Genomic DNA, 15,932 nt, shown 5'->3' with positions numbered 1-15,932 from the left:
ATGATGGGGCGATGGACGCTCCGACCGACGACATCGCCACCTTCCGCCGCTTCAGCCGCGAGTTCACCCGGCGGGTGGGCGTGCTCGACGACCGCTACCTGCACCAGGACCGTCCGCTCGGCGAGGCGCGCATCCTCTACGAACTGGACCAGGGCACCTCGCTGCGCGAACTGCGGGAGCGCCTTGCCCTCGACGCCGGATACCTCAGCCGAGTCGTGAAGAAGCTCCAGCAGGACGGACTGCTCGAGACGCGGTCCGATGCGGACGACCGGCGCGTGCGGCTGGTGCGGCTGACCGAGCGGGGACGACGGGAGGTCGCGGAGCAGAACCGGCGGGCCGACGAGGCGGCCGCCGGCTTGCTCGGCGGGCTCGATGCCCGGCAGCGTGAACAGCTGACCGCCGCGCTGCGCACGGCCGAGGAGTTGATCCGGCTATCCGCCGTGGACATCCGGCCCGCCGATCCCGGTTCGCCCGAGGCACGCGGGGCACTGCGGGCCTACGCCGAGGAGATCGACCGGCGTTTCCCCGAGGGTTACCAGGCCGGGGAACTGCTGCCGGGAGACGCACTTCGCGGGGAGCGGGGCGTGTTCCTCCTCGCCCGCGAAGCGGGGATCGCGATCGGCTGCGGCGGGCTCCGAGAACTCGAGCCGGGTGTCGGCGAACTGCGGCATCTCTGGATCGCGTCCACGGCGAGGGGCATCGGGCTCGGACGCCGCCTGCTGGCCGCACTGGAAGCCGAAGCGGTGCGGCACGGCTGGAAACGGCTCAGGCTCGGAACCCATCGCGCGCTGACCGAGGCCATCGGGCTGTACCGAGGCGCGGGATACCGCGAGATCGAACCCTACGGCGACGACCCCCACAACCACCACAACTTCGAAAAGTCCCTGTCCTGACCCGAACCCGTCCCAAGGACAGGGGAACGGCACTCCCGGAACCAGAGGCGTGCCCTCAAGGTGACCTTGAGGGCGTTTATGACCCTGAAGGCGACCTTCAGGGCACCCCGCCCCGACCCCAGCGCGCGAGCCGCCTGCTTGACGCGGATGCACGTGGCACTTTAAGTTGAGCGGCGAAACAAAATCGTGAAGGAGGCAGCGATGGTGCGCCAGCCCAGGCCCGAGGACAAGTTCTCGTTCGGTCTCTGGACCGTCGGGTGGACCGGTACCGACCCGTTCGGCGGCCCGAGCCGCCCCGCCCTCGACCCCTGGGAGTACGCCGAAAAGCTCGCCGAACTCGGCGCGTGGGGCATCACCTTCCACGACAACGACGTCTTCCCCTTCGACGCCGACGCCGCCACCCGGCGCGACCGGTGCGCCAAGCTGAAGGACGCGGCCGACAAGGCGGGCCTGGTCGTCGAGATGGTCACCACGAACACCTTCAGCCACCCGGTGTTCAAGGATGGCGGCCTGACCTCCAACGACCGCTCCGTGCGCCGCTTCGGCCTGCGCAAGGTGCTGCGGACCGTGGACATCGCCGCCGAAATGGGCGCCACCACCTTCGTCATGTGGGGTGGGCGCGAAGGCGCGGAGTACGACGGTTCCAAGGATCTGTACGCGGCGCTGGAACGGTACAAGGAGGGCCTCGACACCGTCGCCGGCTACATCAAGTCCCAGGGCTACGACCTGCGGATCGGCTTGGAGCCCAAGCCCAACGAACCGCGCGGCGACATCTTCCTGCCCACCGCCGGCCACGCGCTCGCGTTGATCGCCCAGCTCGAGCACGGCGACATCGTCGGCCTCAACCCGGAGACCGGCCACGAGCAGATGGCCAACCTCAACTACACCCACGGGCTCGCCCAGGCCCTGTGGAGCGGGAAGCTGTTCCACATCGACCTCAACGGCCAGCGCGGCCTGAAGTACGACCAGGACCTGGTGTTCGGCCACGGTGATCTGATCTCCGCGTTCTTCACCGTCGACCTGCTCGAAAACGGGTTCCCCGGCTACCCCGACGGTCCGCGCTACACCGGTCCCCGCCATTTCGACTACAAGCCCTCGCGCACCGAACACCTCGACGGGGTCTGGGAGTCGGCCAAGGCGTGCATGGCGACGTACCTGATGCTGGCGGAGAAGGCGGCCGCCTTCCGCGCCGACCCCCGGGTGCAGGAGGCCATGGCCTACTCCGGTGTCCACGAGCTCGCCGAGCCCACGCTCGCCCCCGGCGAGTCCGTGGCCGACTTCCTCGCCGCCGACGAGGACTTCGACCCGGAGAAGGCGGCCGAGCGCGACTACGGGTTCGTGCGGCTGCAGCAGCTCGCCCTGGAACACCTCATCGGCTAAGGGTTTGTTTAGCGGTGATACATAATGGGGCGGGTGGTTATGATCGGGGAATGCCCGCCCCTGCCCCCGCCACCGGCGCCCGCCAGTCGACCCTGCGTGCCAGCAACCTCGCGCTGGTGGTCCGCACGGTCTGCGCCTCGGCCCGGCCGCTGTCGCGGGCGGACATCGCCGCCGCGACCTCGATGACCAGGGCGACCGCCTCCCGGCTGGTCGACGAACTGGTCGCGGGCGGGGTGCTCGGCGAGATCGAGCGCGGTGGCGGGGCGGCCGCGCGCCGGGGCCGCCCCGCCACCCCACTGGTGCCCGGTTCGGGCCTGGCCGCGGCGGGACTGCAGATCAACGCCGGTTTCCTCGCCGTACGGGTGATCGACCTGCGGGGACGGGTGGTGGCCGAAGCGCTGGAGTACGGCGATTTCGTGGGCAGCGATCCGGCCGCGGTGTTCGGGCGGCTGGCCGCACTGTCCACACGGGTACTCGGCGGGCTGCCGCCCGGGGTCCGGCTCGTCGGTGCCGGCCTCGCCCTGCCCGGGATCGTGGCGGCGGAGGGGGATCTGCTGCTGCGGGCACCGAATCTCGGCTGGTCCGATGTGGAGCCCGCGGCGCTGCTCGGCACCGCAACGCCCGCCGGGCTGCCCCTGCACATCGACAACGAGGCGAACCTCGCCGCCCGCACCGCCGCCGAGGCGGCGCCGGGACGTCCCGGCGCCTTCGGCGATTTCGTCTATCTCTCCGGGGAGATCGGGATCGGCGGGGCCGCCGTGCTCGGCGGCCAGGTGATGACCGGGCGCCACGGCTGGGCCGGCGAGATCGGGCACGTCTGCGTCGATCCCGCGGGCCCGTCGTGCCGCTGCGGATCCACCGGTTGCCTGGAGACCTACGCCGGACGGGACGCGATGCTGGCCGCCGCCGGGCTCACCCCCGCCTCGACCCTGGCTGAGCTGGCCGAACTCGCGGGCAGTGGCGACGCCCGTGCCCGCGAGGCCCTTTCCGTCACCGCGCGCGCCCTCGCCGTCGCGCTCGCCGGGGTGATCAACGTGCTCGACATCCCGACGGTCGTCCTCGGCGGCCACCTGGCGCAGCTGGCGGATCTGCTGCGCCCGGAAGTGGAACAGCAGTTGCGGACCCGGGTGCTCTCCGCACGCTGGGTGCCACCGCGCATCGAGGCCGCAACCTCACCGCCCGCCCCCGGCGCAACGGGGGCGGCCTTCCGCGAGCTGTCCGGCGTCCTCGCCGACCCCGCCGCCTGGCTGTGAACAGCCCTTGACCCGCTTTGGGAAAGCGCTTACCGTACCCTCGCCTCGCGAAGGGAAACCTCGAATGCCCCTCAGCCTCCTGGAAGAACACGGCCGCAGCCTCAGCCTGTCCGCGGGCGAGGTGACCCTCTTCCGCTACGTCTACGGCCCCACCGACCGGCAGCTCGAGTCCCCGCGTCCCTACTTCCATCCCGTGCACACCCTCGGCGGCCGCCTGGTCACGGTCCTCCGGCCCTGGGATCACGTGTGGCACAAGGGAATCGCCTGGTCACTGCCCAATGTGGGCACCCAGAACTTCTGGGGCGGCCCCACCTACCTGCGCGACCGCGGCTACGTCCAGGCCGACAACAACGGCTCGATCGCGCACCGCTCGTTCGACCGCATCAGGCTGGACGACAACGTGCTGCGCGTGGACGAGTCCCTGGTGTGGGTGGCGAGCACCGGCAAGACCTGGTTCACCGAGCGACGGGCCTTCGGGGCGCGGCTCGAGCCCGGCGCCGGGGGCTGGACCCTGGGCTACGCCACCGAGTTCACCAACATCTCGGGCGCGAGCGTGCCGATCGGCAGCCCCACCACCGAAGGCAGGCCCAACGCGGGCTACGGCGGGTTGCTCTGGCGCGGCCCGCGGTCGTTCACCGGCGGCCGCGTGTACCTGGAGGAACGCACCGGCGGCGACGAGCTGATGGGTGAGCGCGGCCGGTGGCTCGCCTTTTCCGGCGACCACGACGAGACCGACGGCAGCTCGACCCTCGTGTTCGTCGATCACAGCACCCCACCGGACGGGCAGCCCGTCCGCTGGTTCGTGCGGTCCACCGGCTTCGCCGGTGTCTGTCCCGCCCCGTTCTTCGACACCGTGCGGACCATCGAGCCCGGCGAAAGCCTGGCGTTCCACTACACCATCACCGTCCTGGACGGCGATCCCGGGCCTGCGCGGGCCGCGGAGATCGCCGCCGCGGCAAGGCGCAGCGGCGCCGCCCCGTTCTGAGCGCGATCGGGAGCATCGAGGAGGAGCACATGGGCAGAGCGGTCCTGATCGAGGAACCGGGCTCGCTGCGGATCGTGCCCGTACCGGAGCGCGAGCCGGGGCACGGCGAGGCCGTGGTGCGGGTGGCCTGGTCCGGGATCTGCGGCTCCGACCGGGAGTTGTTCCAGGGCACGCGAACCCCCGGCTACTTCCGCTATCCGGTGGTGCCGGGGCACGAATGGTCCGGCACCGTCACCGCGCTCGGTCCTGGGACCGACCCCGCGCTGCTCGGCAGACCCGTGGTGGGCGAGGGGTTTCGCAACTGCGGGCACTGCGCGCCCTGCCGCCGCGCCGATACCACCCTCTGCACCGCCGCGTACGACGAGACCGGCTTCACCCGGCCCGGTGCCTGGGCCGACGAACTCCTCCTGCCCGCCCGGCTCCTGCACCCCCTGCCCGAGGGCGCGGACCTGCGGGCCGCCGCGCTGGCCGAACCCGCCGCGTGCATGGCGGCGGCCGCGCTCAAGGCGGCCGTGGTGCCGGGTGAACGGGTCGCGGTGGCCGGGGGCGGCACACTCGGCATGCTGGCCGCCCAGTTGGTGGCGGCCTCCGGTCCCGGCGAACTGGTCGTGATCGACCCGCGCCCGGAACGGGAGGAACTCGCCCTGCGCTGCGGGGCCACGGCCTGGCACGCCCCCGGGGAGGCGGACGGCGGTTTCGACGTGGTGATCGAGGCGGCCGGGGCCCCGGGCGCCGCCGCCCAGGCGGTCCGGCTCGCCCGGCGCGGCGGACGGATCGTGCTGACCGGGCTCGCCGGGACGGAGACGCACCCGCTGATCCCGTCGGAACTGGTGGCCGCGGCGGTGACCGTGCACACCGTGTTCGGTGCCCCGTCCTGGGCCTGGTCGCACGCGGTGCGGGCGTTCGCCCGAGGGCTGCTCGATCCGGCTCCGCTGGTCACCCACGAGTTCCCGCTCGAAGCCGCCGGCGAGGCGCTCGACCTGCTCGGCGATCCGGCCACGCCGACCGGGAAGATCCTCCTGCACCCCTGAGCCCCGCCACGCGCTAGCTGTAGAAACACAGGGCTGGAGGATGATCGTGGACGTTCACGCCCTTCGAACGCGTCGGACCACTGGAGTTCGGGATGACGCATGAGCAGACGCAGGCGGCACTTGACGGCGTCCTGCGGACCGCTCTACGGGAGGGTTCCGCCGGGGCCGAGACCCGGGCCGACTTCTGGCTGGAGCAGCGACCTCATGCGAGGTTCTCGGGACCGGCGGTAACCGTGTACTACGACCAGTCGATCGGCCTGGCGGGCATTGCGGTCAACGCGCTGCGCGGCCCCCAGGTGACCCTGGACGGGATAGCACTTGGCCTGGTGCTTCGGGTCCAGCGGGCCGGCGACCTCGTACTGAGCCGCCCGGTAATGGTGGCCGGAGCATGGGCCGATAGTTGCTGGGACACGACAGAGGGCAGCATCCCCCGGCAGGAGTGGAAGACTTTCGAGTACTAAGAGCCCCTTGAAAGGCAGGGCGCCCTAGTGCTCGGGAACGGCGACCGGGGCCGGGGGCTGCCAGCCGGGCGGGCCGAAGAGATAACCCAGCCTGTCGCGCAAGGTGCGCGCAGAACGCACATCCCGCCAGAGCGCGGCGAATTCGTGGTACTGCAGGGTCAGCACGTTGGTGCTGTCGATGTTCTTGGTCAGCCCGTAGGTGGGCCGGAAGCTCTCTTCACGGAACGTGCCGAACAGACGGTCCCACAGGATGAGGATGCCGCCGAAGTTCTTGTCGAGGTACTCCTTGTCGCTGGCGTGGTGCACGCGGTGGTGCGACGGGGTGTTGAACACGAACTCGAACCAGCGTGGCAGTTTCCCTATCGTCTCGGTGTGCACCCAGAACTGGTAGATCAGGTTCACCGAGAATCCGGTGAACACCATCCACGGCGGCACGCCGAGCGCGGGCAGCGGAGTCCACGCGAGCAGTTCGAACCAGGGGTTCCACTTCTGCCGCAACGCAGTGGCGTAGTTGAAGTACTGGCTGTTGTGGTGCACCTGGTGCGCGGCCCACACCAGCCGGACCCGGTGCGACACGCGATGGTAGACGTACCAGAGGAAATCGACGCCGAACACCACCCCGATCCACACCAGCGGGCTGTGCGGGTCGAGCTTGAACGGCGAGAGCACGTACAGCACGGAGTAGCCGAACAGGGCCAGTACGCGCCCGGCCCCGGAAAAGAACAGCGACACCACGCCCATCACGAGACTGTTGCGGGCATCGGTCTTTTCGTAACCCTTGCGCCCCTTGGCGTCGTGGTCGCGCAGGGAGATCACTTCGACGACGAGCGCGACGAGGAAGAACGGAATCGCATAGGTCACGGGTTCGTTGATCTGATCCCACAGCGTCATCGCTGCCACTCCTGCTCACATCGATATGACCGCACGGTCACTTCGTTGGAAACGACCGTAGGGTAGGTTCGACCCCATGTCAACGGCCGGGGGTCTGGGCACCAAGGGAATGGCGTACGCCGATCGCCGCCAGGAGATCATGGCGGCGGCGGTGCGGGAGTTCGCCGAGCGCGGCTTCGCCGGCTGTTCGATGGCCTCGATCGCGGCGCGGGCGGGCATCTCGAAGGCATTGGTGTACCAGCACTTCACCTCGAAGGAGCAGCTCTACCTCGCGTGCTTCACCGGCATCGCCGAACCGCTCATCGCGCGGATCGAAACCGAGATGACCAGCGGGGTGCCGCCCTTCTCCGTGCCCCTCAACGTCCTCAACGGCATCTTCGAGACCCTCGGTGAGCATCGGTCCGCCTGGCGCGTCTTCTACGATCCGACCGCCCCCACCACCGGTGAGACCGGCGAGGCCGTCGGCCGCTACCGGCGGCGCCTCACCGAGTTCTCCGCCGCCGGGGTGACCGAGTTCCTCGGCGCCCTCGGCGACCGCGACCCGCTCGACATCGACGCCCTCGCCAGGACCTGGACCGCGATCGTCGATGCCGTCGTCGGCTGGGCGATCGACCATCCGGAGGAGACCCCCGCCCAGCTCACCGCACGCTGGGGCCGGATCATCACCGCCATCTTCACCATCGGCTCGCGCTGAAGGGCCTCTGGAGCGACAGCTGCGGCCGTGAGGGGTCCCCTCACAGCAGTCCTTCGACAGGCGTGCCCTCAAGGTGGCCTTGAGGGCGTTGATGACCCTGAAGGCCACCTTCAGGGCACCCGCCCCGGCACCAGGGTGGGACTCACCCGGCGGACCCGAGCCGACCGGACTTTGCCGGGGGGTGGTCGATAGGGCTGCGAGGGGACCCCTCACGGCGCGCCGTCGCTGTGCAGGCGGGACGATCAAGCGCCACGCCGTTCACTGGGCTTTTCCCCGGAATTTCCCCTGAAAGGGCGGGAAGTTCGCCGTCGCCCGCACATACTGTCCGGGCACTTCGTCCCGACCCCGAACGATCCCGAGGCGACTCTCCATGACCCATGTCAACCGCAGGCGCTTCCTGCAACTGGCCGGCGGCACGGCTGCGACCTCCCTGCTGACCGCCAGCATCGCCCGTGCAGCGGAAATCCCGGCCTCCCGCCGCACCGGAACCCTGCGGGACGTCGAACACATCGTGGTGCTCATGCAGGAGAACCGCTCGTTCGACCACTACTTCGGCACCCTGCGCGGGGTGCGGGGCTTCGGCGACCCGCGCCCGGTCACCCTGCCCAGCGGGAAGCCGGTCTGGTACCAGTCCGACGGGACCCGCGACATCCTGCCGTTCCGTCCCGACGCCGACAACCTCGGGCTGAAGTTCATCCAGGACCTCCCCCACGGCTGGAACGACACGCACGCCGCGTGGAACCAGGGCCACTACGACCGCTGGGTGCCCGCCAAGTCCGCCACCACGATGGCGCACCTCACCCGTGAGGACATCCCGTTCCACTACGCGCTGGCGGACGCTTTCACCATCTGCGACGCCTACCACTGCTCGTTCATGGGCTCGACCGACCCCAACCGGTACTACCTGTGGACCGGGTACACCGGCAACGACGGCAAGGGCGGCGGCCCCGTCCTCGGCAACGACGAGGCCGGCTACTCCTGGACCACCTATCCTGAGCGGCTGGAGAAGGCCGGTGTTTCCTGGAAGGTGTACCAGGACATCGGCGACGGTCTGGACGCGGCCGGGTCCTGGGGCTGGATCCCCGACGCCTACCGCGGCAACTACGGCGACAACTCGCTGCTCTACTTCGACGCCTACCGCGGCGCCAAGCCCGGCGACCCGCTCTACGACAAGGCCCGCACCGGCACCAACGCCAAGCAGGGGCAGGACTTCTTCGACATCCTGCGGGCGGACGTGAAGGCCGGGCGGCTGCCCCAGGTGTCCTGGATCGTCGCGCCCGAGGCCTTCTGCGAGCACCCGAACTTCCCGGCCAACTACGGCGCCTGGTACATCGCGCAGGTGCTCGACGCCCTCACCGCCGACCCCGCCGTGTGGAGCAAGACCGCGCTGCTGATCACCTACGACGAGAACGACGGGTTCTTCGACCACGTGGTGCCGCCGTACCCGCCGCTGTCCGCAGCCAAGGGCGCCTCCACTGTGGACACCACCGGTGAACTCTTCGCGGGCTCGGCCTCGCACCCGGCGGGCCCCTACGGTCTCGGCCAGCGCGTGCCAATGCTGGTGGTGTCGCCGTGGAGCAAGGGTGGCTGGGTGTGCTCGGAAACCTTCGACCACACCTCGGTCATCCGGTTCATCGAGCAGCGGTTCGGGGTGGCCGAGCCGAACATCTCGCCGTGGCGCCGGTCCGTCTGCGGCGACCTCACTTCGGCGTTCGACTTCGCGCGCACCGACAGCGCGGTCCCGGTGCTGCCGGACACCGCCGGATACCTCCCGCCGGACCGCGACCGCCACCCCGACTACGTGCCCGCGGTACCCGCCCATCCGGCGCTGCCGAAGCAGGAGCGGGGCCTTCGCCCGGCACGCCCGCTCCCCTACGACCTCGCGGCCGACGCCGCGGTCGCGGGCGGGAAGGTGAAACTGTCCTTCGCCAACCACGGCAAGGCGGGTGCCACCTTCCACGTGACGTCCACTTCGGACACTACAGGGCCGTGGACCTACACCGTCGGCGCGGGCCGCGACCTGTCCGGCGATCTGGCGCCGGGCTCCGGCGCCTACGACTACTCGGTGCACGGCCCCAACGGTTTCGTCCGGCAGTTCACCGGTTCCCCCCTCGGCGCCGGGCCCGAGGTGACCGCCCGCCATGACGGTGAAAGCGGTCAGGTGCGGCTGGTGCTGGTCAACAACGGCGCCACCACGGTGCGGCTCACCGTGACCGACGCCTACGGCAACGAGCGCCCGGAGACCCGCGTGCTCCGGCCCGGGACGCGGGTCACCGCCACGGTCCGGACCGAGCGCACCCACGGCTGGTACGACCTCTCGGTGCGATCCGACGGCGATGCGGCCTTCCTGCGCCGCCTGGCCGGGCACGTCGAGACCGGCCGCGCCGCCACCAGCGACCCGGCCATCCTCACCGACTGAGCGCACGAGGGGTCCCCTCACGGCTTGCCGTGAGGGGACCCCTCTCAGCCGCCGCTAGGCGAAATCGGTGGCGAGGATCTTCTCGATGTTGCGTTCCGCGAGTGCGGTGATGGTGACGAACGGGTTCACCCCGGTGCTTCCCGGGATCAGCGAACCGTCCATCACGTAGAGCCCGGGATGGCCGGGCAGCCTGCCGTAGTTGTCGGTCGCCTGGTTCAGCACGCAGCCGCCGAGCGGGTGGTACACGAAATCGTCGCCCCAGATCTTGTTCACGCCGAACAGGTCGCTGCGGTAGACCGTGCCCGCCTTGCTGTTGATGGCGTCGAACACCCGCTTCGCCGCGTCGATCGACGGCTGGGTCCAGCTCGCGTCCCAGTTCAGGCCGACCTTGCCGGTCGAGGAGTCGAACACGAAGGTGCCCCGGTTGGGGTTCTTCGTGATCGCCAGGTACAGGTTGATCCACGTCTCGGTCCCGGCGGGGAACGGCGCGATTTCGGCGAACACCGGGCCGTTGGGGTCGGCCCAGTTGTCGATGCCCATCGTCGGCATCCCCGACTGGACCGAGCCGGTGAGGTCCAGACCGGCCCTGGCCACCATGACGTTGCCGTTGTTCCCCCATGCGGTGCCCACCGCGTCCGGCAGATCCGGCAGCCTGCCCTTGGCCTTGAGGGAGACGAGCAGCTTGCTGGTGCCGACGCTGCCCGCCGCGAAGACCACCCGGTCCGCGGTGACGGTCTTGGTGGCCACGACGTTCCCGGCGGTGTCGATCTGGGTCATGCCGACGGTGTAACCGCCGCCGCTCGCGGGCGCGACGTCGGTGACGGTGTGCAGGGGCGAAATGGACAGCCTGCCGGTCGCGGCCGCCGCGGCGAGGTAGGTCTTGTCGAGTGATTTCTTGCCGTGGTTGTTGCCGTAGATGACCTCGCTCGCCAGCGCCGAGCGCGGCACCTGGTTGGCATCCTCCTGTTCCATGTAGCCGAAGTCGTAGACGTTCGGCACGAACACCGTGCCGAACCCGGCGTCGTTGGCGGTCTTGCGGCTGACCCGGGCGTACTGGTAGCAGTCGCACGATTCGAACCAGGCCGGGTCGATCGAGTTGACCCCCAGCTGCGCGTTCGCGCGCGGGAAGTAGGTTCCGTACATCTCGGCCGCGTCGACCGAGGGCAGGATCTCCTCGAAGTAGCTCTGCTTCGGGGTGACGGCCATGCCCCCGTTGACCAGCGAGCCGCCGCCGACCCCGCGCCCCTGGTACACCCTGGTCGTGGCGAACTGCTCCGAATCCAGTGCGCCCGCGAAGGAAGGGATGCTCTTGTTGGCGGGGAAGCCGAGGAAGTAACCGACGGGCTGGTCGGTTTCGGTGCGGAACCAGTAGGACCGCTGGTCCGGATTGAGCATGCTGCAGAAGATCTTGCCGTCGGAGCCGGGCGTGGTCCAGCTCTGCCCCATCTCCACGATGACGGTGGGGATCCCGGCCTGGGTGAGGCGCAGGGCGGCGACCGATCCGCCGTAACCGCTGCCGACGATCAGCACGGGCACGTGGTCCCCGGTGGCGAGGACCTGTGACGGACTCGCCGCCCTCGCGGTCCACGAGGGCAACGCGAGCGCGCCCAAAGTAGAAGCTGTTCCGATCAGGAATCCGCGACGGCCGAAGCCGCCGTATCGCCGCGTTCTCCGTTGTCCTGTGGCATTGCGGTCGCGCATGGCTGCCCTCTCCACTAGGCAAGAAAGTGGAACACGTTATATCGGCAGCCGGAGGTCTTGTCAGCCGTTACCTCGCGGTAACGGCAGGAGATTTGCCGAACCTGGGTGCCGCTGTCCGCCTTGTCCCGTGCCGCGGGACTAACCCTGCCCCCGCCAGTACTCGAGATTGGTGCGGGCCTGGCGGGTGCCGGGGTGGTCCGGCCCAACAATCCGCAGGTAGTCCGCGAGCAGTGCGGCGAAGGCATCGGCGGCCCCGGCCGCGTCGCCCGCCGGGCCCCGCCAGCCGGCGAGCCGGGCCCGCGTGGACAGGGTCTGCGGGTATTCCGGCCCGAGCACGCGGGCGCAGTCGGCGGCAAGCGCCTCGAAGTCCCGCACGGCTGCCGAGGGATCGCCCAGCAGGCCTCGCTGGTGGGCGAGATTTCCCCGGACCGACAGCGTGTCCGGGTGATCCGGCCCCAGCACTCGCCGGTAGTCGCCCAGCAACGCCTCGAATTCGGCGGCCGCGCCTGCCGCGTCCCCTTCCGCGCTGCGCCAGCCGGCGAGGAACTGCCGCGCCAGCAGGGTTTTCTGGTGGTCCTCCCCCGCCACGCGCCGGTAGTCGGCGACCACCTCCTCCAGCGCGGCGACCGCCGCGGTCGCGTCACCGGCCATGCCCCGCTGGTGGGCGAGATTGCTGCGCGCCATCAGGGTCGAGAGGTGATCGGGGCCGAGCACCCGCCGGTAGTCGCTGGACAGCGCGTCGAACTCCGCGGCGGCCCCCGCAATGTCACCCGTGACGCCGCGCCACCCGGCGAGGAACTGCCGCGCCAGCAGGGTGTGCTCGTGATCCGGTCCCAGCCGCCGGGCGGCCTCGGCGGAAAGCGCCTGCCACCGGGCCACCGCCGCCCCCAGCAGGCCGGAATCGCCCAGGCTGTGCGCTTCCCGGAACAGGACCTCGTACCCGCCCGCGGTCCAGAGCACCTCACCCGCGTGCGAGGCGAGCGCGGCGGCGTTGGCCCGCAATGCCACGCCCTCGCCGGGTTCGCGTTCGATCCCGGGCCAGACCTGAAGCAGTGCCGCGGCGGCCGCCCGGGCGAGTTCGGCGAAGCGCTCCGCGTCCAGTTCCTCCCGTGTCGCTCGCTGGACGAGGGCGTGCACCCGCACGGTTCCGTCTTCCTGTCCGGCGAGGCTCAATCGCTGCAGGCAGCGCACGGCGTCGGTGGCTTCTTCGCCGGTCACCGGCGGCCCGGACCGGCCCTGCCCGAGGAACGCCAGCCCGGCCGCCGTGGTGAACACCGCGGCCGGGAAACCGGCGGGATCGAACACGGAGGCCAGCCGGAGCACCGGCCTGGCCAGGCCGACGGGCTTGAGGCGGTCGGCCAGCTCGACCGACAGCGACCAGGTGGCCGCCACGGTTTCCCGTTGCTCGTCGGGCAGTGCCCCGTCCTCGGGCAGCACGTCGGCCAGCCTGCGGCGCCGGTCGGCCAGCCGCGCTCGGTAGGCCGCGCAGTCCAGATCGCGGTCCAGCATGTAGGCGGCGGCCTGCGCCAGCGCCAGCGGCAGGAACCCCAGTTCGGCCGCCAGCAGATCGGCCTCCGCCAGCCGATCGGGATCGCCGTCGAACCGGCGCTCCAGGTAATCGCGGGCCTCGGCTGGGCTGAACACCCCCACCTCCTTCAGTCGCCGTCCGCTTCCGGACAGCACGGCATCGCGGCGGCGCGTCGTGACGATCACCCGGCCCGTCCGCCCGGTCCGGGGCCACAGTCCGCGGAGGTCCCCCGGGTCCGCCACGTCATCAAGGACCACCAGCCAGCGCCGTGCGGTGGACTCGAGCCACGCCAGGAACCTCCCGGCGGCCCGGTCCGCGTCGGCGGAATCGCCAGGGGCGAGGTCACCGGCGGCCTCGGCGTAGGCCGCCACGATCGCGGCCCGGCTCGCCGCGGGCACCCACACCAGCAGTTCCGCTTCCCCGGTCTCCCACGCCCGGCGCGCGTACGCTGCCGCCAACTGGCTCTTCCCCGCCCCGCCCAGTCCGGTCAGTACCAGTGTCGCCGCATCTCCGGGGCCGGGTTCACGGTCGAGGAAACCCTCCGCCGCGACGGGCGGCACACCCAGCCGGTGCGGCCACCGCACCGGCTCCCGCGCCTGGTGGTAGTGGTTGTGCTGGACGTTGCCGTCGCCGACCTGCACGCCCTGCGCATGGCGGGCGTCCACTGGCGACGGCACCGGTTCTCCCATCGCTTTCAGGAAAACGTGTTGTGCTGGACGTTGCCGTCGCCGATCTGGACACCCTTGCCCTCACGAGCGTCCACTGTGTACTTCCCGGCCGCCGATCCTTCGGGATCGGCCCGTCGCAGCACCTCGCGGGCGGCGTCCAGCAACTCCGGGTCGGCTCCGGCCGCGGCTTCGCGCAGGGCCTCGGCGAGGCGCTCACGCCACTGGGCGGGCTCGATCTCGTGCCCGCTCAAGGCATCTTCGGCGGCACGCTTCCCGGAGAACAACCGCCGTACGGCTGAACGCAGCGCCTCGTAGGCGTCCTTCACCGCCGACGAGCCCACGTCCTTCGCGGCGGAGCCGGCGCCCGCCGCGAGCGCCTCGACGATGATCGTCACCGGATCCACAAGCCACCCCCACCTCAACCGACAAGACCCGGGCATTATCCCCCAGATCCGGAAAGCGCTCTCAGACAGCGCTGGTCTGCGGTGGTGTTCTTGGTTACGCTGTGTGCAGCACCGCAACCCGTTCCGCGAAGGGGGATGCCGTGTCGCCAGGGATCTCTTCCGCGATCGGGGCCCGGCTGCGCCTGCTCAGGCACGCCCGCGGCAAGTCGCTGGCGGTGGTGGCGGGACGGGCCGGGATCTCGCCGTCCTACCTGTCGCGCCTGGAGGCGGGCGAACGGGCGCTCGACCGGCGCTCCCTCATCGTCGCGCTGGCGGACGCGCTCGAGGTCGCGCCGAGCGAACTGACCGGCGTCCCCCTCGGCCTGGCCGGAGAGCCGGGCGCCGACCAGGCACTGGTCGAGGTGCGGATGGCGATGCTGGCCGTGGCCATGGGCGAACCGGACGGCGAGGTGCAGCCGGTGGAGCGGCTCCGCGCCCGCGTCGGCGCGCTGCTGACCGCGGTCAACGACGCCCGCGGCGACGTCACCGGGGCACGGCTTCCGTCCCTGATCCGGGACCTGCACACCACCCTCGCGGCCGGCCGCCACGAGCGGGAGATCCTGCGCCTGCTGGCACTGGCGCACATGCAGGGCACCGAGGCGTGGCTGGCGATGGCGGGCGCCCCGAACGATCTGACCTGGCAGGCGGCGACGCTCGCGCGCTCAGCCGCCGAGGCGCTCGACGAGCCGGTTCCGCTCGGGATCGCCGCCTACGGCAGCGCGCTGGCACTGCTGTCGGCCGGCGCGCTCGATCTGGCCGCCCGCACCCTCCACACCGTGGCGCTGCCGACGGCGACGGTCGACGAGCTGCAACTGGCCGGATCGCTCTCCCTGGTCTCCTCGCTGGTTTCGGCGGCACGCCGGGACACGGCGGCACGGACCGCCGCGCTCGCGCACGCGGCCGAACTCGCCGGGCGCACCGGGGAAACGAACGTGATGGGCTTCGGGTTCGGGCCTTCCAACGTCGGCGTGTGGCGGATGCAGTGCGCGCTGGAAGCCGGGGAGCACGCCGAGGCCGCGAAAATCGCCACGGAGATCGATCCGGAGGCGCTGACGGTGCGGGCCCGCCGGGCGGTGTACTGGCGCGACCGGGCCCGGTCGGTGGCGAGGCTGCCGCGTCAGCGCGATGCCGCGGTGGTGATGCTGCGCCGCGCCGAGCGGCTCTCCCCGGACCACGTGCGCCGCCACCCGTTCACGGTGTCGCTGCTCGAAGAGCTGGTCGCCAAGGCGAAGCGCGACGCGGTGGGCCGCGAACTGCGGGGTCTCGCCTTCCGGGCCGGTCTGCCGGTCTAGACGCTTGGTGTCAAGGCATTTCCCGTGAGGGGCCCCCTCACGGCACTGGAGCCACCGCCACGCAAACCACTTCCATACAGCACGTAGGCCGTTCGGGTGGTTGCCTGGGTGGCAAGCTCCGGCCGCTCCTTCGCGCCACGCTGGCGCTCATGAGCGACGAACAGGGGACGCGCGCTACCGGTGGGCGGTGCGAGCCGCCGAGGCACCGGGCCGTCGTGTGCTCGGTGTACGACCACCTCGCGCGAAGGTGCGAGTGTTTCGCCCGCCCAGCCGAACCCGCGGACCCCGCCACC

Annotated in this window: 13 protein-coding genes; 9 read left to right on the top strand and 4 right to left on the bottom strand. The window is 71.0% G+C overall.

Annotated features, from left to right (window positions below):
• Positions 1 to 11 precede the first annotated feature (11 nt).
• From ORV05_RS14385 to ORV05_RS14360, 6 genes are all read left to right on the top strand, one after another.
• A complete protein-coding gene (locus tag ORV05_RS14385) occupies positions 12 to 893 on the top strand; it encodes a bifunctional helix-turn-helix transcriptional regulator/GNAT family N-acetyltransferase (protein WP_268758990.1) in 882 nt (293 codons plus the stop codon).
• Positions 894 to 1,094: 201 nt separating this feature from the next.
• Positions 1,095 to 2,273, top strand: coding sequence for a xylose isomerase (gene xylA / locus ORV05_RS14380; RefSeq protein WP_268758989.1), 1,179 nt, complete (start codon positions 1,095 to 1,097; stop codon positions 2,271 to 2,273).
• Between the two features lie 50 nt (positions 2,274 to 2,323).
• Positions 2,324 to 3,526: an ROK family transcriptional regulator gene (locus tag ORV05_RS14375; RefSeq protein ID WP_268758988.1), complete on the top strand. Its 1,203-nt coding sequence runs from the start codon at positions 2,324 to 2,326 to the stop codon at positions 3,524 to 3,526.
• Between the two features lie 64 nt (positions 3,527 to 3,590).
• Positions 3,591 to 4,511 (top strand): DUF6807 domain-containing protein, encoded by a 921-nt coding sequence (locus ORV05_RS14370; RefSeq protein ID WP_268758987.1) that lies wholly within the window; start codon positions 3,591 to 3,593, stop codon positions 4,509 to 4,511.
• A gap of 29 nt (positions 4,512 to 4,540) precedes the next feature.
• A complete protein-coding gene (locus ORV05_RS14365) occupies positions 4,541 to 5,542 on the top strand; it encodes a zinc-dependent alcohol dehydrogenase (RefSeq protein ID WP_268758986.1) in 1,002 nt (333 codons plus the stop codon).
• Between the two features lie 92 nt (positions 5,543 to 5,634).
• Positions 5,635 to 6,003 (top strand): hypothetical protein, encoded by a 369-nt coding sequence (locus ORV05_RS14360; RefSeq protein ID WP_268758985.1) that lies wholly within the window; start codon positions 5,635 to 5,637, stop codon positions 6,001 to 6,003.
• Between the two features lie 24 nt (positions 6,004 to 6,027).
• Here the strand turns inward: ORV05_RS14360 and ORV05_RS14355 are convergent, their stop codons facing one another.
• A complete protein-coding gene (locus ORV05_RS14355; RefSeq protein ID WP_268758984.1) occupies positions 6,028 to 6,894 on the bottom strand; it encodes a sterol desaturase family protein in 867 nt (288 codons plus the stop codon).
• 76 nt (positions 6,895 to 6,970) lie between these two features.
• On the opposite strand from ORV05_RS14355, the gene ORV05_RS14350 reads away from it, so the two are divergent.
• Both ORV05_RS14350 and ORV05_RS14345 read left to right on the top strand, forming a co-directional pair.
• Positions 6,971 to 7,588 (top strand): TetR/AcrR family transcriptional regulator, encoded by a 618-nt coding sequence (locus ORV05_RS14350; protein ID WP_268758983.1) that lies wholly within the window; start codon positions 6,971 to 6,973, stop codon positions 7,586 to 7,588.
• 370 nt (positions 7,589 to 7,958) lie between these two features.
• Positions 7,959 to 10,007: a phosphocholine-specific phospholipase C gene (locus ORV05_RS14345; protein WP_268758982.1), complete on the top strand. Its 2,049-nt coding sequence runs from the start codon at positions 7,959 to 7,961 to the stop codon at positions 10,005 to 10,007.
• A gap of 54 nt (positions 10,008 to 10,061) precedes the next feature.
• On the opposite strand, the gene ORV05_RS14340 is transcribed toward ORV05_RS14345, so the two are convergent.
• From ORV05_RS14340 to ORV05_RS14330, 3 genes are all read right to left on the bottom strand, one after another.
• Positions 10,062 to 11,708 (bottom strand): GMC oxidoreductase, encoded by a 1,647-nt coding sequence (locus ORV05_RS14340; RefSeq protein WP_268758981.1) that lies wholly within the window; start codon positions 11,706 to 11,708, stop codon positions 10,062 to 10,064.
• Between the two features lie 138 nt (positions 11,709 to 11,846).
• Positions 11,847 to 13,913 carry a tetratricopeptide repeat protein gene (locus ORV05_RS14335; protein WP_268758980.1) on the bottom strand — a complete coding sequence of 689 codons (2,067 nt, stop codon included), beginning with the start codon at positions 13,911 to 13,913 and terminating at the stop codon, positions 11,847 to 11,849.
• A 17-nt stretch (positions 13,914 to 13,930) separates the two neighbouring features.
• Positions 13,931 to 14,299 carry a hypothetical protein gene (locus tag ORV05_RS14330; RefSeq protein ID WP_268758979.1) on the bottom strand — a complete coding sequence of 123 codons (369 nt, stop codon included), beginning with the start codon at positions 14,297 to 14,299 and terminating at the stop codon, positions 13,931 to 13,933.
• Between the two features lie 149 nt (positions 14,300 to 14,448).
• Here ORV05_RS14330 and ORV05_RS14325 point away from each other — a divergent pair, with 149 nt between their 5' ends.
• On the top strand, positions 14,449 to 15,639 hold the full coding sequence (locus ORV05_RS14325; protein WP_268758978.1) for a helix-turn-helix domain-containing protein: 1,191 nt from the start codon (positions 14,449 to 14,451) through the stop codon (positions 15,637 to 15,639).
• The last annotated feature ends 293 nt before the right edge of the window (positions 15,640 to 15,932 follow it).

The sequence above is a fragment of the Amycolatopsis cynarae genome (assembly GCF_026802195.1).
GTDB classification, from domain to species: Bacteria; Actinomycetota; Actinomycetes; order Mycobacteriales; family Pseudonocardiaceae; genus Amycolatopsis_E; species Amycolatopsis_E rhizosphaerae.
Note: the sequence above shows the minus strand (reverse complement) of the source record. Positions and strands in the feature narration are given on the sequence as shown.

Excerpts from the sequence above, each read along its gene's own strand:
- ORV05_RS14365 (WP_268758986.1), top strand. The coding sequence starts at position 4,541 with ATGGGCAGAGCGGTCCTGATCGAGGAACCGGGCTCGCTGCGGATCGTG.
- ORV05_RS14340 (WP_268758981.1), bottom strand. The coding sequence starts at position 11,708 with ATGCGCGACCGCAATGCCACAGGACAACGGAGAACGCGGCGATACGGC.
- ORV05_RS14360 (WP_268758985.1), top strand. The coding sequence starts at position 5,635 with ATGACGCATGAGCAGACGCAGGCGGCACTTGACGGCGTCCTGCGGACC.
- xylA (WP_268758989.1), top strand. The coding sequence starts at position 1,095 with ATGGTGCGCCAGCCCAGGCCCGAGGACAAGTTCTCGTTCGGTCTCTGG.
- ORV05_RS14370 (WP_268758987.1), top strand. The coding sequence starts at position 3,591 with ATGCCCCTCAGCCTCCTGGAAGAACACGGCCGCAGCCTCAGCCTGTCC.
- ORV05_RS14375 (WP_268758988.1), top strand. The coding sequence starts at position 2,324 with ATGCCCGCCCCTGCCCCCGCCACCGGCGCCCGCCAGTCGACCCTGCGT.
- ORV05_RS14385 (WP_268758990.1), top strand. The coding sequence starts at position 12 with ATGGACGCTCCGACCGACGACATCGCCACCTTCCGCCGCTTCAGCCGC.
- ORV05_RS14355 (WP_268758984.1), bottom strand. The coding sequence starts at position 6,894 with ATGACGCTGTGGGATCAGATCAACGAACCCGTGACCTATGCGATTCCG.
- ORV05_RS14350 (WP_268758983.1), top strand. The coding sequence starts at position 6,971 with ATGTCAACGGCCGGGGGTCTGGGCACCAAGGGAATGGCGTACGCCGAT.
- ORV05_RS14345 (WP_268758982.1), top strand. The coding sequence starts at position 7,959 with ATGACCCATGTCAACCGCAGGCGCTTCCTGCAACTGGCCGGCGGCACG.